At 41.3% G+C, this 21,218-nt stretch carries 18 protein-coding genes; 1 reads left to right on the top strand and 17 read right to left on the bottom strand.

What is annotated here, in order from left to right:
* Positions 1 to 5: 5 nt before the first annotated feature.
* The 17 genes from J4N25_RS00790 to J4N25_RS00710 all read right to left on the bottom strand — a co-directional run bounded on the left by J4N25_RS00790 (position 6) and on the right by J4N25_RS00710 (position 19,944).
* Entirely contained in the window at positions 6 to 1,316 is a 1,311-nt protein-coding gene (locus tag J4N25_RS00790; RefSeq protein WP_207420232.1) for a restriction endonuclease subunit S, read from the bottom strand.
* Positions 1,317 to 1,319: 3 nt separating this feature from the next.
* Positions 1,320 to 3,668, bottom strand: a complete 2,349-nt coding sequence (locus tag J4N25_RS00785; protein ID WP_207420231.1) for a type I restriction-modification system subunit M — start codon at positions 3,666 to 3,668, stop codon at positions 1,320 to 1,322.
* A 539-nt stretch (positions 3,669 to 4,207) separates the two neighbouring features.
* A complete protein-coding gene (locus J4N25_RS00780; protein ID WP_207420230.1) occupies positions 4,208 to 9,070 on the bottom strand; it encodes a RecQ family ATP-dependent DNA helicase in 4,863 nt (1,620 codons plus the stop codon).
* 200 nt (positions 9,071 to 9,270) lie between these two features.
* The gene (locus J4N25_RS00775) at positions 9,271 to 9,723 is read right to left on the bottom strand and encodes a hypothetical protein (protein ID WP_207420229.1); all 453 of its coding nucleotides are present in this window, start codon (positions 9,721 to 9,723) and stop codon (positions 9,271 to 9,273) included.
* Positions 9,716 to 10,873 (bottom strand): AAA family ATPase, encoded by a 1,158-nt coding sequence (locus J4N25_RS00770; protein WP_207420228.1) that lies wholly within the window; start codon positions 10,871 to 10,873, stop codon positions 9,716 to 9,718. The genes J4N25_RS00775 and J4N25_RS00770 overlap by 8 nt, the downstream gene beginning before the upstream one ends.
* A 139-nt stretch (positions 10,874 to 11,012) precedes the next feature.
* Entirely contained in the window at positions 11,013 to 11,387 is a 375-nt protein-coding gene (locus tag J4N25_RS00765) for a hypothetical protein (RefSeq protein WP_207420227.1), read from the bottom strand.
* Positions 11,388 to 11,466: 79 nt separating this feature from the next.
* Entirely contained in the window at positions 11,467 to 12,021 is a 555-nt protein-coding gene (locus J4N25_RS00760; protein WP_207420226.1) for an acyl carrier protein, read from the bottom strand.
* A gap of 335 nt (positions 12,022 to 12,356) precedes the next feature.
* A complete protein-coding gene (locus J4N25_RS00755) occupies positions 12,357 to 12,827 on the bottom strand; it encodes a DUF4348 domain-containing protein (protein ID WP_207420225.1) in 471 nt (156 codons plus the stop codon).
* A gap of 13 nt (positions 12,828 to 12,840) precedes the next feature.
* Complete coding sequence (locus J4N25_RS00750) at positions 12,841 to 13,761, bottom strand: NAD(+)/NADH kinase (protein WP_207420224.1); 921 nt, start codon at positions 13,759 to 13,761, stop codon at positions 12,841 to 12,843.
* Positions 13,758 to 14,744 carry an SPFH domain-containing protein gene (locus tag J4N25_RS00745; RefSeq protein WP_207420223.1) on the bottom strand — a complete coding sequence of 329 codons (987 nt, stop codon included), beginning with the start codon at positions 14,742 to 14,744 and terminating at the stop codon, positions 13,758 to 13,760. Before J4N25_RS00745 ends, J4N25_RS00750 begins: the two co-directional genes overlap by 4 nt.
* A gap of 273 nt (positions 14,745 to 15,017) precedes the next feature.
* Entirely contained in the window at positions 15,018 to 15,449 is a 432-nt protein-coding gene (locus J4N25_RS00740; protein ID WP_207420222.1) for an RDD family protein, read from the bottom strand.
* A gap of 104 nt (positions 15,450 to 15,553) precedes the next feature.
* Entirely contained in the window at positions 15,554 to 16,210 is a 657-nt protein-coding gene (locus tag J4N25_RS00735; protein WP_207420221.1) for a hypothetical protein, read from the bottom strand.
* A gap of 17 nt (positions 16,211 to 16,227) precedes the next feature.
* Entirely contained in the window at positions 16,228 to 16,443 is a 216-nt protein-coding gene (locus J4N25_RS00730) for a hypothetical protein (RefSeq protein ID WP_207420220.1), read from the bottom strand.
* Positions 16,444 to 16,543: 100 nt separating this feature from the next.
* Positions 16,544 to 17,131 (bottom strand): hypothetical protein, encoded by a 588-nt coding sequence (locus J4N25_RS00725; protein ID WP_207420219.1) that lies wholly within the window; start codon positions 17,129 to 17,131, stop codon positions 16,544 to 16,546.
* Between the two features lie 52 nt (positions 17,132 to 17,183).
* On the bottom strand, positions 17,184 to 17,879 hold the full coding sequence (locus J4N25_RS00720; protein WP_207420218.1) for an AAA family ATPase: 696 nt from the start codon (positions 17,877 to 17,879) through the stop codon (positions 17,184 to 17,186).
* Positions 17,863 to 18,531 carry a hypothetical protein gene (locus J4N25_RS00715; RefSeq protein WP_207420217.1) on the bottom strand — a complete coding sequence of 223 codons (669 nt, stop codon included), beginning with the start codon at positions 18,529 to 18,531 and terminating at the stop codon, positions 17,863 to 17,865. Before J4N25_RS00715 ends, J4N25_RS00720 begins: the two co-directional genes overlap by 17 nt.
* A 219-nt stretch (positions 18,532 to 18,750) precedes the next feature.
* Positions 18,751 to 19,944, bottom strand: coding sequence for a hypothetical protein (locus tag J4N25_RS00710; protein ID WP_207420216.1), 1,194 nt, complete (start codon positions 19,942 to 19,944; stop codon positions 18,751 to 18,753).
* A 561-nt stretch (positions 19,945 to 20,505) separates the two neighbouring features.
* On the opposite strand from J4N25_RS00710, the gene J4N25_RS00705 reads away from it, so the two are divergent.
* Entirely contained in the window at positions 20,506 to 21,153 is a 648-nt protein-coding gene (locus J4N25_RS00705; RefSeq protein WP_207420215.1) for a DUF6266 family protein, read from the top strand.
* The last annotated feature ends 65 nt before the right edge of the window (positions 21,154 to 21,218 follow it).

Raw genomic sequence — 21,218 nt, 5'->3', positions numbered from 1 at the left:
GATGTTTAGGCGCTTACTTTTATTTTCCCCGTTACCACAGCATTAATTAATGTTGCTTTGTATTCTTTGAGCTTATCGATTTCTTTTGTTTTGATAATAATGGCACTATCAGCTTTCAAATTACAAAACTCTATAAAGCTGATTATTTCTTCCTGTTCGCTTTTAGTTGGGATTGGAACTTTCAACTTGGAAATATATCCAGAACTAAGATTCATTTGGCTAGTTTCATTACCTGCATCTCTAACATGGGGATAGGCGGCGATGAAAAAGTAATATCCGAACTTGTGTTTGATTCTATGATCGAATTTAATTGCACAGCAAGCCTGATTATAAGCGGCATGAACTCCCAGAATTGCAACCCTACCTCTTGTTACTCCTTGACCATACATCGCCATCAGAATCGTTTCAGGTTCAGCGAGCCTTGTAGCTGAGTTTTTTAGACCTTGTTCAGTTATTTTTTCCTCTGTTGTCCTAATTGTAGTATAATTAACTTCTCCTGTTTTTACCCAAGGGATATCGCCACCCCAATAAGTCGGTCTGGTTCTATCCGGCGTAGAGCCCGTCTCTATTCTGGCGACATAACTCAACGCAGATACCTTCCAATGCTCCGGCACCTCCCCAATCCATTCCACCCCACTATCCTTCATCTTTACATCAGGATTAAGCCCGCGGGTAACGGCTTTATGAATAAGGATTTGTCTTCGTTCTTTTAAAAGTTCTATCAGCCTTTCCTTTTGTGCAATCGCCTGATCTATTTGTTCGGTTTTTTTGTTAAGGAAATTGGCAATAGCGGTTTGTTCGGGAAGAGGGGGAAGCGGCAATTCAAGCAATCCAAAATCTTTATATCTAAAATCGGTAGAACGTTCCCTTATTCCCTTTGCCAGAGATTCGATAAAACCAGTTTTTGCTAAATTTCTTAAAAGATAAGCGTAGTAATAAGCGTCAACAGTTTCCTTCTGCCTTGGAGTGCAAGCAGCATAAACCGGTGAAGACTTTCCATCGGAATCTGAAACTCCAATTGCTCCAGCAAATGCATCCATTGCATGGATAACTAGATCTCCCTTTTTAATCCTTTGGTAACCATGCTCTTGTATAGCATTAGTAAATCCATCTTCTCTTCTATTAGATCTTAGAGTTACTTGCCCATCACGAAAAGCAGTAACGATTCCATCCCCCTCGAGTGGAAGACGGTTTTCTTTCTGAAATAGCCATTTTCCTTTTTCCACTTTCCAATGAATGGGAATTTCACCAATCCATTCAAAACCCGAATTTTTATACTTGGAATAAGTTGCCATTTCTAAACTTAAAGTCTCCATAACTTATATGAGATTTAAGATTTCCTTAATTAATCCTTCACTCTCTTCTTCCAATTGAAGAATGTCCGCACTTACTTCTTCCAAGTTTCGTAAAGGTTCATGTTTATAGAAGTACTTATTGAAGCTGATCTCGTAACCAATCTTTGTTGCATCCAGATTGATCCAGGCTTCCTCCACGTGCGGTTTCACTTCTCGTAAGAAGTAGTCGTATACCTTTTCTTTCAAAGGAATATTCTCAAAGTCGCGGAGGTCACTTTCCGTTTCGTACACCAGGTACTCTCCTTTTTTATCGGAAGGGTAATAGCCATACTCAGGTAGCTGTTCCTCCCTGCATCCCAGGCGTTCCATCAAAGACTGCAGCTTATCATCCTTCAACTTCACAATACCTTTCAGCACTTTATCTGCTTCCGCATCGTACCAGCTCACCGCATCCAGAATGGCTTTCTTTTCTCCGGCTGATAGTTTTTCCTTTTGTGCTTTCAGTACTTCCTCCACCTTTTGCGAGAACACATTGAAGTTGTTATACTCCTCGTTACCCAGTGCATCCAGCAGAAAATTCGCCACACGCAATAGGTTCTGCTGTTTTTCCCAGGTGGCAGGCTTTAGCAAGGCTTCTTCCTGTTTCTTAGAAAGGTTCAACTCCTGCTTCTCACACCATTCTTTAATAGGCTTTTCCAGCGATTTCAAATCCTGGTACACCTGCTCGCCAAATTCCTGCCAGGCCCATTGCATAGGTTCTTTTAGGCTTCGGTCAAAGCGGAGATCCGCTATTCGTTCAGCAGTAAACTGAGCTTTTAATCGCTTAGGCCGTTCTATGGTTACTTTGTAATACCCAAAGTCGCTGTTATCAAAGATCTTACTCGTCAAATCCTGATCAGGGGCCCGCTCTCTGGCTTCTAGCTCTTTATAGGCCCTTACAATTTCGTCAATATGTTCAGGCGCGAACTCACAATTTTTGGCTCCAAGGTTTTTACGGAGCTTGCGATACATTTGTCCGGCATCGATCAACTGCACTTTGCCTTTGCGCTGGTCTGCCTTGTTATTGCTTAATATCCAGATATAGGTGGTGATACCCGTATTGTAGAAAAGGTTGTTCGGAAGCTGGATAATCGCTTCCAGCAAATCGTTCTCGATGATATAGCGACGGATATTACTTTCGCCACCTCCTGCATCTCCAGTAAACAAACTGGATCCGTTATGTACCGAAGCAATTCGGGAACCCCAGGGACTTATCGTTAAAGGCTTCATTTTGTTTACCATCTCCATTAGGAACAGCAATTGTCCGTCAGAAGAACGTGGCGTCGCATCGGCATCCTGCTCTATTCCCCAATAGTCCTTCAGCTTCACCTGGAAACGGGGATCTATCACGTCTGACCCATCCTTAATATACCTTACCTCTCCTGCCCATGATTTACCGTAAGGCGGATTGGAAAGCATAAAGTCGAAACTCATACCTGCAAATTCATCTGTAGAAAGCGTAGAGCCATTTTTAATATTTTCAGGGTTATTCCCCTTGATCATCATATCCGACTTACAAATGGCGTAGGTCTCGTCGTTGATCTCTTTACCGTACAGTTCTACGGCGCCTTCTGCTTTAATTAAGCCTTCCGGATCTTTGATAAAGTTCTGTGATTCTGTCAACATACCTCCGGATCCGCAAGCCGGGTCATAGATGGTCATTACCGGAGGAAGGTTGTCCATGATGGGTTCGAAGATAATATGCGTCATCAAGTCGATCACCTCACGAGGGGTAAAGTGTTCTCCAGCTTCTTCGTTGTTTTCTTCGTTAAACTTGCGGATCAGCTCCTCAAACACGTAACCCATGCCCAGGTTACTTAGCTCCGGAAGTTTCCTTCCGTCAGGATCTATTTTGGTAAACGGAGTTAGATTGATACGGGGAGAAGTAAATTTTTCTAAGACATCCAGCAGCACATCTTTACTGGCCATGTGCCTCACCTGAGCTTTCAGGTGAAACTTTTCGATGATCTCTTTAACGTTTTCGCTGAAACCGTCCAGATATTCACGGAAGTTTGCTTCCAATAACTGCTGGTTGTTGGAAGCTGTATCATGAAGTCGCTGTAGAGTCCAGGGACTTGTATTATAAAAAACATAACCGGAAGCCTCTCTTAAACCTTCAGGGTCCAGCTCTGTAAAGCCTGCATCTTCCCTTTGGAAACGCAATTCTTCCATTACGGCTTCTTTGGTAGGCTCTAGTAATGCATCCAAGCGGCGTAATACGACCATCGGAAGAATTACATCGCGGTACTTACCTCGAACGTATACATCGCGCAAACAATCGTCGGCGATAGACCAAATAAAGGAAACAAGTTTATTGTGAACTGCGTGATTCATTGTAATATATAATTCTATTTTGAATTCAAATCCAAAATATATTTGTATTATCGTTGTTAATATTTATCTAAATCATCATACCGGTTCGACTCCGGCTCTGGGTACAACTGTAAAAGGTTATCTAATTATCAAAACATCGGTCTCAGGTTCGAATCCTGATGGGTGTACAAATAATCAAAATTGCCGACAGACTTTTAAACTTCTTATTTACAAGCTGTTAACCAACTTCTATATCAGGAGTAACGTCTGTAATACTTAAAGATTTAATTTTTGAAAAATAAATAAGTGTTCTAACATGTGAAAGTTTATTTACAATTAACTGAAGGTTAAAAGAAGCACCTTCTATAGCTTAAATTCCAACCCTGAACTACGTGCACAAGGCATAAACAAAAATGACCTTACTTCCGCAAGGCCATAGAATATAAAACTAGAAATAAGCACTTATTTTTAATGACAGCTATTAGTCAATATCCGTTCTTCCATAAAGAAGACCGTTTGAGACAGTAAATCTTAAACATTATATCCAATTGGGACTTTTCCTACCCCTTCTCAAACCCCAGTTCCGGCAAAACCACCTTTACCTCCTTCTCCGCTCCTTCCTTGAGCCAGTAAATAATAAAATTCACCCTGGCACTTTTGAGAACGTAATTCTTCTCTTTCAATACCTCAATTTGCTCCAGGAACTTCTGAGAAAACCTCAAAACACATTCCCCCTTCGAATTCAAACACTCATTGCCTTTTACAGTCAACAATTCCCCACTGGTCAGATGAGAAACAAGGTGCTGTCTATTAATAAAGTAATCCAGCCAGATATCCTTAAAGCCGAGCTGCATGGTTAGTTCAACGGGTGGTAAATACCTTTCCCTATCATCTACCCTTTCCAGATTATTCGCAGTAAGGCTATCAAGGAAATGACCATTAAGGTGAATGCTAAGATTCTGCTTTGCACGGGTAATGGCAACGTAGAGCTGCCGTTTTGCGGCGTCAGTTGCTACGTCGAAGTTCTCGAGCATCAGGAACACCTGATCAAACTCTTTCCCCTTCGCTTTATGAATGGTTGAAACAAAGACCGTATCTCCCTTCTCATTAAAGAAATCTTCCAGCCTCGATTCCCGGATAAAAACCTCCAGGTCTGTTTTGTACTTTCTCTTCGGATTGGTGGCTTCAAAATCCTTGATGATGTTCTTGCAGACTTCCAGCTTGGAGCTCTTGTGGTATCGGTTCACTAGCTCCCGCTTCGCACGTTCCCAGTCCTCATCCGGGATAATATAAGTTTCGTCGTCAAGGTTCAAGGATTGCAGGAAGGATCGGACTTCCAGGAGATTGTATAAACTAAAGCTATCGTTCGACTGGATTAGTTTCGCAGGGATGTTATTTTTAAGGAGCAGTCCCGCAATTTGTAACGCCTCTTCGTTGGTCTTGGTAAGGACACAGGTTGTGCCTTTTAACTCGGCAGCTACCAAGTCTCGAACCAATGGTGTAATTAGGTTTCCGCCATGATGCTGCACCACTTTTATTGTCCCATTGTCCCTTTGTTTGGCAATTACCGGCGTCTCTTTTAGACGGTGCTGTATTCTGCTGACAAACTGATTGGTGAACTCAACCAGATTGCTCTTACTTCTGTAATTTTCAACAAGCTCGTATTTAACCGACTGCTTACTCTTGAGGAACAGTTCCAGAAACTGGGAACTTGCACCTCTGAATTCATAGATGTTCTGATCATCGTCCCCTACGGCAATTACCCTCATCTCTTCATTCTGCTCCATCAGCGCCTTCACAAGATGAAACTCATCCTCATCCATGTCCTGTGCTTCATCGATCACTAAAACCGTTTTTGTAATGCGGCTTGCTTCCACCTCTTTGTTTCTGATCATCTCAATCGTCTTTTTCAAGATCACATCCGACTTTTGCAGGCTGCCCACCTTACCCAACAGATCAAAGCAGTAGGAATGAAATGTTTTTATCTCGATGAAATTTGCCGCATTGCCGATGAGCTTCAGTAAGCGCTTCTTGAATTCGGTGACTGCCGCCCGGGAAAAGGTGAGCATCAGCAATTGTTCATGCTTTACATCTTCCATTAAAAGCAATGAGGCAAGCTTGTGCACTAGCACTCTTGTTTTTCCGCTCCCAGGCCCTGCTGCTACCACAATGTACCTGGAATTGTTATCGTTGATGATCTTTAATTGAGTGGGAGAAAGCTCACCGAAAAGCTGTTTGAATTTAGCGGGAGTAACATTGCGGCGGATTTCATCCTGGCGACTGCCTTTGAAGTATTTACTAAGGAAGGCCTGATAATTTAACTGGAAATAATCCTCCACAAACTGCAGCGCGTTTTTGTAGTCGCTGATCATCTGCTTGGCGTACTCCCCCACTATATGGATCTGCTGAACCTTGCTTTCGTAAAACTGGTTGAGCTTTTTATAATCCTCTACCTTGTAGCGTACCTTGTTGTCCTGTTCCAGTCGTTCGATGGTGAGACTGTTATAAACTACCAGAAAACCACCCTCAATTTTAAGGGCTTCAATTTTTGACAGGTAGAAAAGCGCATCTTCAATTTCCTCCACCGATACCTGCATTTCAAAAAGTCTCCACTCCCGTTCGAATGCTGCCTTTAATTCATGCACCAAGAACTCAACCAAAACCTCTTCCTTGTTTTTGTCTTCCTCTGATAAACCCAGGCGACTTTTCTCATAGAGATACCCCACCAGGAACGTAGCAAGCTCATGCCTTTTCTCCAGCTTTTTCTTCAGTGTTTCCTCTGGATGAAGGGAAAGTACAGCGATATGGTTTTTATGGTGTTCAAGGTTCCTTCGCTTAATCCAATTCTTTATTGCCCAGAAATTGAGGATGGTCTTTATCCTGTTTGTGCTTACCTCTCCAAAGCCTTTTGCCTCTGCTTCCTCATTCAATTCTTTAATATGGAGGACCTTTTCCTGATCATGAATATAGGGAAGCAGAAAGTTTTCGACCTTGACGAATGCCTCAAGGATGCTCAGGGACTTGTTTTTGTTTTCACCTCTCCTGATGAAAGCAGTAAGATCTTTTGCATCTGCTAAAATCTTCTCTTCACGAAGGAGATTTACAATTTTAATCACTTCTTCTTTTACGATTCCGAGGTGATCGCTGATATAATCGATCCTGGACTCGGCAGACTCCTCACTTGCTTGCTTCCTGCTTTTACTGGAAAAGAGCTTCTTGATAATTCTAATTGCTTTTTCCTTTTGCTTCTCGTCAAAGCGCTTCGAAGCGGTGATCTTATCAATTGCTTCCTGTGCGGTCTTCGATAAAATACTATTAGCAAAAACACGAGGCATGTTCTGGCCCCGCTTTAGATACCCTGCATCTTCCAAAGCAGCAATTGCCGTTTTTACTCTTGTCTCTATTTCTGCTACACTATCATCCCAACCGGCTTGTCGCGCTATCTCTAACGCCGAGTTGGATACTGTAGAGCGAAGCCTGGTAATGTCTTTGATTGCCTTCCAAACTTGCTGGATTTCCTTAAGGGAAAGCTTGGTTTGATTCAACAGAATGAAATGCTTGCTAAGGTCTTCCTCGTTGAACAACACAAAACAATCCGCCATCATCTTCTCATCACGTCCCGCCCTGCCTGCTTCCTGCACATAGTTCTCCAGCGAGTCGGAAATCTCGAAGTGAATCACAAGGCCAACATCCTTCTTGTCTACACCCATCCCGAAGGCCGACGTAGCCACAATAATGGGAACTTCGCCAGCTATAAAAGCATTCTGATTGGCTGTCTTTTCCTTAGCCTCCATTTTGCCGTGGTAAGGTCGGGCGTTGAAGCCGTCGCTGCTTAATCGTTCTGCAAGTGAGTAAGCCTTCCTCGTTCTGGATACATAAATGATGGTGGGGCAATTCTTTTCTTCTATCAGATCTCTTACAGCCTGATACTTTTCTTCTTCGTTGTCTTTCTCAAAAACGTTATAATGAAGGTTTGTCCGTGAAGCCTTGGATGTGAACAGTTCCAGTTCAAGGGAAAGCTTCTCCTTAAAATATTCACGGATATCTTCAATCACTTTTTGCTTGGCAGTTGCTGTAAAGCAGGACACAGGAATACCATCCTCCAGATTCTTCTTTTCCTGAAGCGATCTGATAAAGTCGCCTATATAGAGGTAGTCAACCCTGAAATCCTGTCCCCAGGATGAAAAGCAGTGCGCTTCATCTATCACAAATCGTACAATCTTTCTCCCGAGCAACAATCGTTCGATTGTCCCTGAGCGTAATGATTCGGGCGAGATGTAAAGAATACAAGCAGAGCCGTCTTCAACCCGCTCAATTGACTTAGCCCTTTCAATCGGGTCGAGCAAACCGTTGATAGTTACCGCTTCTGTAATTCCGGCCCTTTCCAGATTATCCACCTGATCCTTCATCAAGGATTGCAACGGAGAAATAACCACAGTTAATCCCCTGGAACTTTCGCCGCCTATCAAGGCAGGAACCTGAAAGGTGATCGACTTTCCTCCACCTGTGGGAAAAACTGCCAGAATGGACTTATTGTTAACGGCAGCTTTTACTGCCTTCTCCTGCAAAGGCTCTCCCCCGTAGCTTCTGTAAGCATCATAGCCGAAAAAACGTTTCAGTGCTTTATGTACGTCCAGCGCCTGATCACAGTACCAACATCCCGTCAGGCAAGGCTTATTCCGCAGTCGAAACATGATCCGTTCCACCTCTGGGTAATTCTTCAATACCCATGGAGGTGTGATGGAGTAGGTTTTCTGGTTTGTAATAAAAGAATTGAGAAGGGACAAGCAGTAGGATAACGCTACCGGATGATCTGAAATGATTTTCTTCAGGTCTACCTGCTCACAGATTTCGTTTCCAAACTTCAGCCGGATCAGAACTTCGGTGTCAATAGGTTCACTTACATAGCCCAGGAATGAAAAAAATGAGCGAAACTCTTTCTGGTCATTCAAGAGGGAATAATAGATATGTTTAAGTTTATCGTCTAATTGACGAAATGCCGCTACTTCATCATAGAACAAGTCCCTCGCTTTAATCGCATCGTTCAGGGGATTATTAGCATCCTCCGTCTGCAGTTTATCGTCCTTTAATAGGGCATGATAGGGTCTGGACGGAAATAACAGGGGTGAGAGATATAAAGTATCAATGGCGCTATAGTCAGAAATTTGGGCTTCATTAAGTGCCCGTCCTATATACTTAATATCATGCTTGATAATGTTATGCCCGCAAACGTACCTGGTTCCGTTAAGGAACTGAATGAACTCTGGAACCGATGCTTTATGAAAGGTACCGCCATCCGCCCTTAAACCTCCGATATCCAGTATCTTTGAAGTTTTCGGATCTATTTCAGTATCAATGAATGCTATGGAGTTCTGTTGTGCGTCTGGTTGGAGGTTGGTATGCATTGCCCGTGGATGTGACATAAAAAATCAAAAGCCAAGGCATTTTCCTCTCGGGATAGAGATAGTATTCATTTTTTTCAGTTATAAGGATCAGACTTGGTGCTCAGCATCATACATTTAGTTCAGGAAGGAAATTCAAATGTAATATTGTTGGAGAATATTTCCTAGACAAAAAGATAGGGCTCGGATTTGCTTTCCGGAACAAGCTATTATGTCTCCTTTTACTTTAGCACCAACTTCGAGGTCAACTTAATCCCGCTCATCGCTAATCTTCTGGCTTGCCTTGACCCAGAGGTGATGCTTTGCCCTTTGGTCATGATCCAGACCCAGGGATGCTCGGATGCTTTTAGTTTATTTACTTCTGGCGCATCCGATTTTAACCAATTTTTTAACCAGTCCAATTTTTTCAGAACGGTTTCCACCTCACTTGTACTTGCAGGATGGACCTCCACAAAATACACTTGCTCTCTATAAGAGAAGCAATAATCCCAGCGATTTGACCGTGAATATTTCTTTTCTACGGCTTTATCTATATCTACACTTCCCACGCATGTAGCAGCCAATTCAATTTTGTTGCTGTTATTTCCCAATGCCTTTAGTCCCGGCATGTAGCTGTTTTTTATATCAGGTGTAGCTTCTACAGCTATCTGAAACCTATTATTTTTCTTAGCCATTTGCTGCAACTAATCGAGAAACAATATCATTTGCCTTTGAGCTGAAATAGGAAAGTCCCCCCCATTCTGACACGGCCGGATCATCACTTCCTGCGTCAAGACTGGATATATCCTTTACCAATACTTTATCCTTATCCCGGTCAAAATAATAAGTGTTGATCCCCTTTTCCCCCAGTTGATCCTTGAACAATCGGTTCAGGGGTGCCGAACTTTCAAGATCAAATAATTCATAGAGAGCTTTCTTATCAGCATTAACATCTTTTAAGATATTAAATGCCCAGGCAAATTCCAGGAACATAGGAGAATGAGTAGAAACAATTACTTTATACCCTCTTGACATCAAGTCGAGCACCTGGAGAATAACTGACTTAATAGCTTGAGGATGCAAACCCATTTCAGGCTCCTCAATAATTACATATTTTATTCCATCCTTAGTGGTTGCTCTCGAAGCTGGGCATAACCAATAAAAGCTTAGAAGCAATGGCATAAACTCCTTTTGCCCGGCACTCCAGGCCATAAACGGAATGTTGCTATCACTAATATTCAACTTCAACTGCTTCTTGCTGCCCCTGTCTATTAACACCTTTGCATCATGAAACACACTATCGTTAAATGATTTACGCAATGGCTCTTTCAAGCGCTGCGACTTGGGAAATATATCATCATCATTTCTCCCCAATTCGTTCTCAAGGTATTGCCGTAATGATTCGCTAAAATCACGCAAAACAAATGGAACCGATCCTTCAAAGCTGGTGAAAAATTTAGGCCAGCCATTTTCAAAACACATTACCCGCTGCGCCGGCACATAGAAAAGCTTCTCTTCTGCATCTTTAATATTTTCTTTCCTTCTGGGAGTCAGAAAATCGAGAGTATAAGCTTTACTATTAAAGTTAATCGAAGTATTTGCATTCCATATTTCAGACATTCCTTCACCAAAGTATCTTTCATTGACATCTTTTGGACTATTCCCCCAAACAAAACCGTACTGTTCGAGCGTCCTTCGAATATGCTGTTTATCAATGAGTAATTTCAACAGTTGAAGCAGAATGCTTTTGCCGCTGGCATGTGGGCCAACAAACAGTGTTAAATCATTAAAATTGATAGAAGCCTCGCTTATGGGGCCAAGTGAACTTACTTTAAGTTTTTCCATCTTTACAAATGTAGCGGGAATTAGCTATGCATCGCCATTCAAGCCTTGATATTAATAGAATTATATCAATATTTTGAAAATTAGACAAGTGTTCAAATATGTGAAAATAAATTTTTATTTAACTTGTAATACCTTTTGCCTATCGATGCTGCCAACAATTGCCCTCAATTCGAACCGGTCTCTGGCAGGGCCCGCCAGTGGTTTTAGTAGGCGAACCGCAAATTGCAGAAGTTGTTGAAACCGTATTAATGTTACTTGTACGGCTTTGAGTATGCAAACCTGAAACCGAGACAGTGCAAGAAGAAATAGAACGTCCCCCAGATTTATTGTCATCATATCTGTGATCTACTACGAAACTCTCAAACTTGTATTTGCGTCTTAGGCTTTCAAGATCCAATTGGCAATCAAAGTAGACCCATTCCCAACAACCTACTGACCATGCCCTGCCCCAGTAGGTTTCAATAATTCCTCGATCTTTTAGATCTTTTTCCAGTTCAATTAGATGATCGCACATCCGGATTTAATAATGAGTTACAAATTAGAATTAACAGCACTACATGGGGTCAAAGGAAGTGAAATTGTAAGCCTGGCTATTAATCAATACCCAAATCGTTAGTAAAAGAGCTGTCCCAATACACTTCAAATGGATCCAGTCCGTTTTTTTCGATGGTAATGCCCATAACTGCTATCATTACCTCATACTGATTTTGAATGGAACCTTGGATCAATGCATTATAATTAACAGCACAAACTAGGTCAATGTACCGGTTTATCGTTACCGGCTCATAAGGAGCTTTTTTCGGCAACAGCTTATCATACCATTTTTCAACGCGATGGGAATTGGTAGGTATTGGTAATTCATAACCGGACAAGCCTGACATTTTCTTCCAAAGCGCTTTTTCATCAGGTGGAACACCAGTCCGTAAAAATTCTTCTAGCGAAACATGACTCTTGAGAGAGAAAATACCTTCAAGGTCGCTTAACATTGTAGCTTTTATATCAACACCGCGTTCCACAAATTCCACTTGAGAGGAAATGTAAGTTACCGCGTCCGCAATGGTTGCCATTTTTGCTGCTTCCAGATCCGGTATTTTTAGTTTGAAAAAATCCTCCCATTCCATTACCAGTTCTACGCTATCAAGTCCCATACATCAAATTAGCTGTGTTTATTCTGATTTTTCTGTCAATTCAGGCCAGAATTTAAGCATCTCTGAAATAGATCTTTTGTCTTTCTCTGTGTCCCCCAACCGTTTCCCGATTTCATCTTATTAAAAATGTAAATTGTAAACCTTCTGTAGGTTAAATTGATAACAGGTTTGCAGCGATATATATTATTCCAGACAGAAACTTCAATTCCTCTCATTCTGGCTAATCAGTTCCGCTATGAACTCATTATACTTCTCTCCCATTGGCAACTCAAAATCTATACAAAAAACCACGATTTACGAAAACCTCAGCGCTCTGTGGATCCTGAGCAGCAGCTTTATGTAGAATCATCATCTATTTCAATAAGCATCCAGGCTCCTTTGATCTTCTCAAACAGGTAGTCTACCATAATACCATTATCAATTCCACGAATCTCTATTCTTGCAGATGTGGCCTTGTCTACCATTCTTTTTTGTTCCCACTTATCATACTTCGTATCAGACTTCTTCTTGCGAAAGTCTATCATTTCAAAAGCTGATCTATCCTTGTAAATCAAAGAGTCCCTGTCATTCTCATTGTTGTACCATTTGACTTTTAGAGGAAATCTTGTTCTGCTTATTTGAAAGGCCGTATCGCTGCTAAATTTCTCAATAAAATCATTGAAATTACTATCAACAGCTTCCCTGGCACCACCAATAACAGAATAGTTTTCTTTTAAATTGTTGCTTATTCCGCTTGTTGGTCTATCAGCACAACAGCTTAGAAAACTAACCAGTATAAGCTTAGGTATGAAATATCTTGTGAACATAAATAAAACAAATTCAAACCACCAACCTCGCCGTCTCCTTCGCCACCCCAATAGTAGCAATCGCCCCAGAATTAAAACTCAAAAAATCAGTTTCCACCCCATCAGAGAAGATCACCCCATTAGTAGGCATAAAAGATTCGATAATGAGTTTATTCTGCTCTGTAACTATACCGGCTGTAAGCCCCGCCTGCGTTTTCTTACTTTCAAACGGCTCCCGGATCACGAACATTAATTGATGCTCCTTTAGCTTGGCGATCTTCTTTTTGGAATCGCTTTTTTGAATAAACTGCTGCATGCCGAAAGTCATATTGAAAATAGAACTCAGCCAGCCAGTTGATCCTGCTTGTGTAGACACGATGATGCCGGACGATGAGTGATTCTCTGTAACATCCCGATATGTAATTTTATAACGGGCGGAAACATGAGATGATGCTCCAATAAAAAGGTCATTAAAAGCAAGAAGCCGCTGTCCGTCGCTTAAATTTGCCTCTGCCATCCTAACCTCTCTGGCCTTGAAATCATTTTTGATCACCTTCTCTACAGCATTGATAAAGTTATTAGGCTGAAAAGGTAATAGCAGGCCGTCGTAACGATCTGTATCGGGATTCACAGCTATCATCGGAATTCCGTTAACGTACTTTGCAGTATTCGCGACCAGTCCATCTTGCCCAACTACAATAAGCAGGTGGGTTTCATTAAACAGAAACGACGGCAGGAAAGAACGGTCTACGATCTTGTTCTTTATTACCTTCGAGAGTTTCCTCTGAATAAACGATAGCGATTCCTGAAAGCGGTCATGCTCGATCTCATATTCTTTAAAGTTCCCTCCCGACCGCTCAATGTAAAACTCCGCCTGTGCCTTGGTATTAAATCTTTCTATAAGTACTTCCAGGCGGGTTTTATTTTTTACAAGAATGGCGTACTCATAACTCATCGTTTGTCGCTACTCTCTTTTAAAATAGAATCAAGCAATTCGGGACTGATATTCAGGTTTCCGATCTTATCTGCATTGTCTGCCATCTGCCGGAAGGCTAGTGCGATATTGAATTTAGGATCGGGATTATTATTAAGCGCAGTGATGGTCTTCCAATCCATTTCCTTATATGGCTTCAATGTCGTTTCAATCACGTAGCCTTGTGCGTCAGCTTCTTTCCGGTCGTTCTCTGTTTTCTGGTCTATCAGGAGTTTACGCTGGTTCTCCACCGCAATGTCTGCCTGAATTCTCATCTCGCGAAGTTTACGATCATTGTCGGCTTTCTGAACCTCAGCCTCCATCTTCTTTTCATCGATCTTCTTTCGTTTCTCTTCTACAGCTATTTCTGTGCTCAGCTCACTCTCTTTGATAATGCGCTCCTGCTCAACCGCGAAGTTCCTTCTTTGATAAACCGCCTGATCTGCTTCTTGTGAAAGCTTCTCCCGCGTTTCGGTTTCCAAGGCCCTGGCCATTTCAGGAGTAGCTTTGATGGCAAGGATAGTGACACTTAAGATTTCAATCCCCAATAGTGAAATAGCTTGTGAGGTCTTTAACCCTTCCGTAATTTTCTCCTCTATCATTTTTGCGGAACGAATGGCTTCCTTTAATCCCAGTTGATGGATAAAGGAGGAGGTTGCAGTCTGCGCTTCGTTGATCAAACGCTGATTAAGCTTCTCTGCATCATTCTTTTTATAGATTCCACTGCCGTTAACGGTAAAATCAAGCATTTCTGCCAGCTGTTTAGGATTACCGATCTTATAGGTGATCTGTCCCTGGATAGAGATACTCTGGTAATCGTGAGTGGTCTCGTTAAAGATAAAAGGAAGGTCATTACTTCCCAACGGAATTGCTGCGATTGAACTATTCGGAGTGAAATAGAAAAAAGACAAGCCCCTGCCCTCTTTTGCTATGCTTCCATTTTTGTAATGGATAACATAGGTCATAGAATCGAATTTTATATAGCTTATACCGAACATACGATGTAATAAGGTAATTGAAGGCTAAATATAGAAATTTTGGTTAAAGAACGTGATCCTCATAAAAGGCTCCGAAATAAGGTCAAGAGTGAGTTTATTCTCAGCTCCTCTTGCTTGAACTAGATTACAAAAAGCTCTACTGAGACTGTGCTGATAGAAAAGACCCTTGTCATCTAAATAGCCAGCAGGAATCCCATCTTGGTCAATATTTGTTGATATATCAATGTCCAAGCCCCTCCCTTACCCCTGCAACTTCAACACAACACTCCCCGAAACCATATCGTGCAATGCCCTCTTCTCATTATTTGAAAGAATAAATAAAAATGAAATAGCTCCCAGTGCGATTTTAAAAACATATCTCATAAAGGCCTGAAATAGATTGATCCGTTCGGTATGGTCTTCCCTGTTCCTAACCCTGATTCCCTTCATATAATTACCGATGGTACAACCAAAAGCAGTACACAGAGGCTCGTATAAAAACCAGATACTAATAAAAAGACTTACTCTTAACCAATCTGGCGGGTTGTTGAAAAAGTCAAGCACCTGGCTAAAAACAACCATCATCACAAGGATAAAAAAGGTGTCGATAAAAGTTGATTGAAATCGTTCGAGCAGCAAAGGATATTCTACTTCTTCTGTTTCAACAGTGATTAGGTTTTCTGATGTTTCCATGAATTGTGATATTCTAAACTCCTTTATAAAAGTGCGCAAGAGAATTTGTTTATGCAATAGCAGCTAAAAATTAAGCTTAATTTAAACTGCACATCAATTACTTCTCAATCTAATTGATCTTTGAAATCATCAATTAAACCACTCACGGTTTTCATTAAGCGATTTACTATATCAATTAAAAAATGTACGTTAAAATCTTCCGACTTAAGAGTGAGATTCCCATTCAAAAAATTTCTATTTAATTCTTCTATGATTTCAGGGTCCAGCGGTTTACCCGATAGATATACGATGTCGATAAATAAAGTGGGAATGACCTTACAAGCTACCGTTAAATAGTTAGGTTCTGAAATACATTCAGGTTTTGGCTCCTTGTTCAACTCCTCGTCTTCTGGTAATTCCAATTCATTCTGAACTTCCAGTTCTTCATCATAATCTTCGTCGTCTGAATCATCGTCATCTGTCGTTTCTACCCCATATAGCTCCTTCTCACTGAGATTGTTTGCAAACCTTACTTGTGCGTAACCTTCATCAACAATTCGAATCATTTTTACAACCATTTGAACTAACGGATTTTCCGCTGTTTGCAAGTATTCCATTCTATAAGAATGCTTCATTGGGGTTCCGTCATCATGTTTCAAATCCTTCCATTCGTATTTTATGGCAATTTGATACCCTGCACGATAAAGGTTTACCATCATTGAAAAGAGGCGATGGTAAATTGTCACTAGTTGCATTCGGTAATCCTCGGTGTTTGGCTCCATTGTTTGAATATTAAGGTTTATAGTAATACTTCATAATAATTCCCGCTAACAGAAAAAGAATTCAATACAAGGGTTCCACCTACCACACGAAATCTCTCCGGAACCCTTGTATAGACGGGATGTAGGGCGAGAGCGTTATCAGAATTGATAACAAGAGTTTTAAAAAGTGAATCGCTAACGTAACTAAGGATCTGAATAATTAGTTTATAATAGTTGCTTGCGTTTGGAAGCATATATGTTCAGGTTTATTGAATAAATTAAATCTCAACATTAGCAGCATAATCAACAATGATCTTCGTCACATATCGAAATATTTTTACCTTTCAATTAATTCTATTCCACTACCGCTAATACCGACTTTTTATTCACCTTTAAAACTTCATTTAGTGCTGCTATTAACGGCTGCACTATTTCATTTTCAGAGCTTATTTCAATAGAACCCTCGAAATACATCTTGCCAAACTGGTCGTAAACAGACATGGAAGGGCTGCAATCATGCTCCATAAACCAGCAGGCTTCAAAGATCGAAAGCAGATCAACGAACAGGTTTTGTTGCCACATGTCGATATTTTCTTCCTCGCTGTAATCTTCTGATAACCATCCGTCCTGAATGGGACCAACTTCGACGGAAATTTTCGCCTCTTCCTTGCTGACCCTATTATTTTCAGCAAGCTTTTCCCTGGCTTCCTCCAGAATTTCTATCATTTGGATGATTCCCGGCACTGCTGGATGTTCTATTACCTTTAGATGAGCCATATCTAATGGTAACCAACCCCGGTTTTTGATCTCGCTTTTAAGTTCCTGCCACTCCCACTGCAGCCCCACGCTAAAGGCCATGTAATAGAGGTTGTTGATCGTATTGTTTAGACGTGTGTGGAGTTTGATGAAGGGTTTTAAGTAATTGGAAGTTATTGTATTCATTGTGCATTGTTAGAAATAAGGTAATTATCGGATAAAGTTTTCTGCGGCGCTGCTACAACCTTCTTTTGTCATAGGAATCTGCCGGGAAGACGATCTGGTTGAACATCTCCCTCAACCGCGACCTGACCCGACTGCCATACATGCTTTCTAATTCCGATGCTGAAAGATTAGTGGTTACATGGGTCGGAACTCCTTTTTGCATAAACAGATCGTAGCGCGATAACAAGATCTCCTTCATCACATTGGTTTGGGCTCCAAAGAAGCGGGTATTGGGTTCACATCCGAGATCATCAAAACAGAAAATGGGAGCTTGCTTTTGCGCGGTTGCACCATATTCCCGTATTACAGAAAATCCCTTTTCAGTAAACTTCATGCATACGTCGCGTACCGAAACGATCTGATAGGGTTTGTCAATAATTTTCATGTGCTGCAAAATCTGCATCAATGAGGTTTTGCCACAACCCACTGGTCCCACCGTTAGCAAACCCTTTCGTAAATCTATTCCTAATTCTTCTGCATGCTGCTGATCACGGTAATGGTAAACCACTAGTTTGTAAACCGGATTGTAATCCTTCTTATCCACCTTATAGCGTTTCCGAAAAAGATCAGAACCATTTTGGTTTATATTTTCGATAACTTCATCAAAATCCAGGTATCGTGCATTAGATTCCGGTTTACCTGAGGGCACTTTAAATGGTTGTTGGCTAGACTGTTCTGTTTGAGGATTGGTGTTACAAAGGTTCGTCATATCGTTTATTTTTAGGAGTTAAATCAATGATTGAAGTTTTTTTCGTGGCAGGTTCTGATTTCCCCAATCGGCTCTTCCTGAATTCCTCCTCCTTGGCGATCCAGCTTCGTGCTGGTACTTCCCAATTGCTGACAGTCTCATTTTCAATCATCCAATCCCGCGCTTCGTAGTAGTCGATGAATTTCTTCGCCTGCCTGCTGGTGGAACCATTCTCCTCGAAAAACTTTTTGATGTTTTTTATTGAAATACTTTTTGTACTGTTTTCTAAAGTTTCTATATGTTTATTAGAAGGTACTAGTTGTAGAACATTGTTTGTATCAGCATTTGTATCATCGCTTGTAGCTTTGCTTGTGCGACTGCTTGTAGCAAATGTGATGCAACGAATGCGACTGCCAGAGGAGATATCCTTGGAGGGGAAATACTGGATGTAATTCCAGGCGTCCAGATCCTTCAGGTATTGGTGATAGGTAGTGGTTGATCCTATTTTCGCCAGTTCCATCAATTCCTGCCGGCTTACGTAAAAAGAGGTCCGGAAATGCGTTGCATTCCATAACTGGAAAATGCCCATGTACAAACTGATGTGATAAGCTTTCATTCGTGGATCGGCATTGGCCTTTTTGAAAAAGGCATTTAGGTGCAAGATGTAATTCATAAATGCTGTGATCTTTTAAGTTTTTGCTTCTGGGAAACCAGGTTGCGTAGAATTTGTAATTCTCGTTTAAATTGATTGTGAGGTTTTCGCTGCAACTCTGGAAAAACTCTCGATAGGCGGTCGCCTTTGAATTTTCTCATCATACGTTTATTTTTGATTAATAAGCATAGTTAAAAAATCAAAAGCTAACGGCCAAAGTACAAAGTGGACAAAAATTTCCTAATCCTCTGTATCACTGTTATTTGACACAAAGAAATTTGTTATGTTAAGGCATTTGCGTAGGTGTCGTCTATACTCCTTGGCAGTTTCGACATTGCGTTCGTAGTATCTTTTTCTGAAGCTTTCATAGGATATATGATCCCGGTTGATGCAATTGTAGGTCTCCAATGTTTTCTTGAGCACACCTTGAGGATGCCCTTTACCAAAAAGTAGGCCCGCCTCTATCTCAACTGATGTTTTAAAGGCCAAAACATGCTCAGTGAAACGCGTATTTATCTTACCTCCTGATACACCAGGTTTATCAGTGCTTGCAGCCTTTATCTCTTCCTCCATTTCTTTTATTAATTCCGATTCCTTCCAATATTGGATCTCTTCATTTATCCAACATTGAATTTGCTTTTTAATGCTTTTCATATCGCTTCTGTACTGCATTCCCTTGTTAACCTGGATCTGCCCAACTTCCTTCTTGAGGTGTTCCAGGCGTTTGATATTAGGATAAACTTCTTCCTTCTTGATAAGATCTATGCAAAACCGATAAAATTCTGGAGAATTGTAATTCATCTTTACCAAAAAGCGGAGAATCTTCTCTGTGTTTAAGGCAGTACCTTCAGCTTGAAGTTCCCCGAATGCCAGATGTAGGGAGCGGCAATAGTCAACTTGGTGCCAGGTGCGCAACTCTTTAAGTTGAACAAAGTTGTCGAATGGTTTTAAGGGCCATTGTGCTAATAGTGGGTCTGACTGAGTTAGCTTTCTGGTGATTTCTTCCTTATACCCCATTACTTCCTTTATAAATACTGGCTGACTTACCACTGGGATATGATGATTTTTCGGGAGGTATTTTCCAAAAATCTCATAAAAAAAGGCCATTAGTGCCCGGAGCTTATGGTAAACCACTAAAACATCAGCCATCTTTTCAGACGAAATTATCGTATGAGTTTCCCCTGATTTGGCGGCTACTCCACTAGCGATATCCCGGACTGTTCCTAAGAGTTCAGAAAGCTTTTCCAGATGGTATTCCGTGAATTTCCGAAACTCTGGTTTTGACCCTGCCTGGAAATAACGAACTTTTAGTTCTGTCTTCAATCGCTCCGTTTCGTTAATGATTTCCTTATAGGTAAAGTGATTGTTGATAGAGGGCTTAAGGTTTGTAGCGAAGACTTCTACATCCGCTGCTAATTGCAAAAAAAGGTTCATAAAAAATAACTTATTCGTTAAAAAAAATTGAAAATATTTAGGTGGCGAAACTAGAATATTCCTTATCAAAAAACAAAGCAAAAACTAATCTAAATAATTGAAATACAACACATACACGTATGCTATATATCATGTCAGTTTAGCTATGGTTTCCTTAAATTTCGCGCGTAGGCAGGACGGTTGATTAGTGCTTGTAGTAAGATTTTAGCAAACACTAAATGGCACCTTTTTTTACTTTGAATGGAAGTATTTTACAGGTAATAATTAGGGAGTGTCGGTTATGGTGAGGTTAGGGTCTGCTTCGGGACAGGTTCGAGACAGGTTCGGAAAGTCCCCCCAATTTTCCGAACAAAGTACCCCCTTTTTCCGAACACTTCCCGAAGAAAGTACCAATCCTTCCGCAATTCTCCGCAAAAGCCCGCATATCCCCGCAAAACGCCGCAAGGGCCTCCAGGAGTGCTAAAAACACCAAAAACCCTCGCTACTTTTGTCTCAGGCTTTCGAAGATTACCGGTAATTGAGGCCAATTAACAGATTTTTAACGTTTAATTTTTTAACATCATGGGAAAATTTAGCAATGGAATTTTTGGAAACTTTTACGGAAAGATCGGGAATGTAGTAGGAAGCAGCTGGCGCGGCATCGACTACCTGAAGAGCCTGCCAAAGATCAACAAGAACAGGGTGCCTACCCAGGCTCAGGTAGAACAACAACATCGCTTTGCGCTGATGACCGACTTCCTGGCTCCTCTGCGCCCTTTACTGGATGTAGGTTATAAGAATCAGGCCAAAAAGGCAACTGCCTACAACGTAGCTTTGTCTGAAAACATCAAGAATGCCATCACCGGAAACTATCCCCAGTTTTTGGTCGATTTCCCTGCCCTAAGCTTGAGCAGTGGTGTATTACTCTTGCCAACTAACCTGGCTGTAGCAGCTGCAGCAGAGTTGAAGGTAGATTTTAGCTGGACGGACAATTCAGGTAAAGGGAAATCTCTGAAAACGGATAATGTATTCACCCTGGCCTTCTGCCCAGAGTTAGATGAAGTAGAGTATACTCTTAGCGAGGCCACTCGTGAGAATGGATCCTTGAGCATGACGCTTCCAGCGGAATGGGATGGCAAGGAGGTAGAAACCTATTTGTTCATGGCTTCAGCGAATGGCAAAGAAGTGACCCGTACGTACTACGGAGGCCGAATAACAGTAACTGCCTAAGGAATTGGGCTTCCTGGAACCAGGGAGCCCATCCTTAAATCACCAAATGATCAAAGCTAATGGCA

This window comes from Desertivirga brevis (genome assembly GCF_017355835.1).
Note: the sequence above shows the minus strand (reverse complement) of the source record. Positions and strands in the feature narration are given on the sequence as shown.

Coding starts and splice junctions, on each gene's coding strand:
- J4N25_RS00755 (WP_207420225.1), bottom strand. CDS start 12,827: ATGTTCACAAGATATTTCATACCTAAGCTTATACTGGTTAGTTTTCTA.
- J4N25_RS00760 (WP_207420226.1), bottom strand. CDS start 12,021: ATGGGACTTGATAGCGTAGAACTGGTAATGGAATGGGAGGATTTTTTC.
- J4N25_RS00740 (WP_207420222.1), bottom strand. CDS start 15,449: ATGGAAACATCAGAAAACCTAATCACTGTTGAAACAGAAGAAGTAGAA.
- J4N25_RS00715 (WP_207420217.1), bottom strand. CDS start 18,531: ATGAATTACATCTTGCACCTAAATGCCTTTTTCAAAAAGGCCAATGCC.
- J4N25_RS00725 (WP_207420219.1), bottom strand. CDS start 17,131: ATGAATACAATAACTTCCAATTACTTAAAACCCTTCATCAAACTCCAC.
- J4N25_RS00790 (WP_207420232.1), bottom strand. CDS start 1,316: ATGGAGACTTTAAGTTTAGAAATGGCAACTTATTCCAAGTATAAAAAT.
- J4N25_RS00730 (WP_207420220.1), bottom strand. CDS start 16,443: ATGCTTCCAAACGCAAGCAACTATTATAAACTAATTATTCAGATCCTT.
- J4N25_RS00735 (WP_207420221.1), bottom strand. CDS start 16,210: ATGGAGCCAAACACCGAGGATTACCGAATGCAACTAGTGACAATTTAC.
- J4N25_RS00750 (WP_207420224.1), bottom strand. CDS start 13,761: ATGAGTTATGAGTACGCCATTCTTGTAAAAAATAAAACCCGCCTGGAA.
- J4N25_RS00770 (WP_207420228.1), bottom strand. CDS start 10,873: ATGGAAAAACTTAAAGTAAGTTCACTTGGCCCCATAAGCGAGGCTTCT.
- J4N25_RS00710 (WP_207420216.1), bottom strand. CDS start 19,944: ATGAACCTTTTTTTGCAATTAGCAGCGGATGTAGAAGTCTTCGCTACA.
- J4N25_RS00780 (WP_207420230.1), bottom strand. CDS start 9,070: ATGTCACATCCACGGGCAATGCATACCAACCTCCAACCAGACGCACAA.
- J4N25_RS00705 (WP_207420215.1), top strand. CDS start 20,506: ATGGGAAAATTTAGCAATGGAATTTTTGGAAACTTTTACGGAAAGATC.
- J4N25_RS00745 (WP_207420223.1), bottom strand. CDS start 14,744: ATGACCTATGTTATCCATTACAAAAATGGAAGCATAGCAAAAGAGGGC.
- J4N25_RS00765 (WP_207420227.1), bottom strand. CDS start 11,387: ATGTGCGATCATCTAATTGAACTGGAAAAAGATCTAAAAGATCGAGGA.
- J4N25_RS00775 (WP_207420229.1), bottom strand. CDS start 9,723: ATGGCTAAGAAAAATAATAGGTTTCAGATAGCTGTAGAAGCTACACCT.
- J4N25_RS00785 (WP_207420231.1), bottom strand. CDS start 3,668: ATGAATCACGCAGTTCACAATAAACTTGTTTCCTTTATTTGGTCTATC.
- J4N25_RS00720 (WP_207420218.1), bottom strand. CDS start 17,879: ATGACGAACCTTTGTAACACCAATCCTCAAACAGAACAGTCTAGCCAA.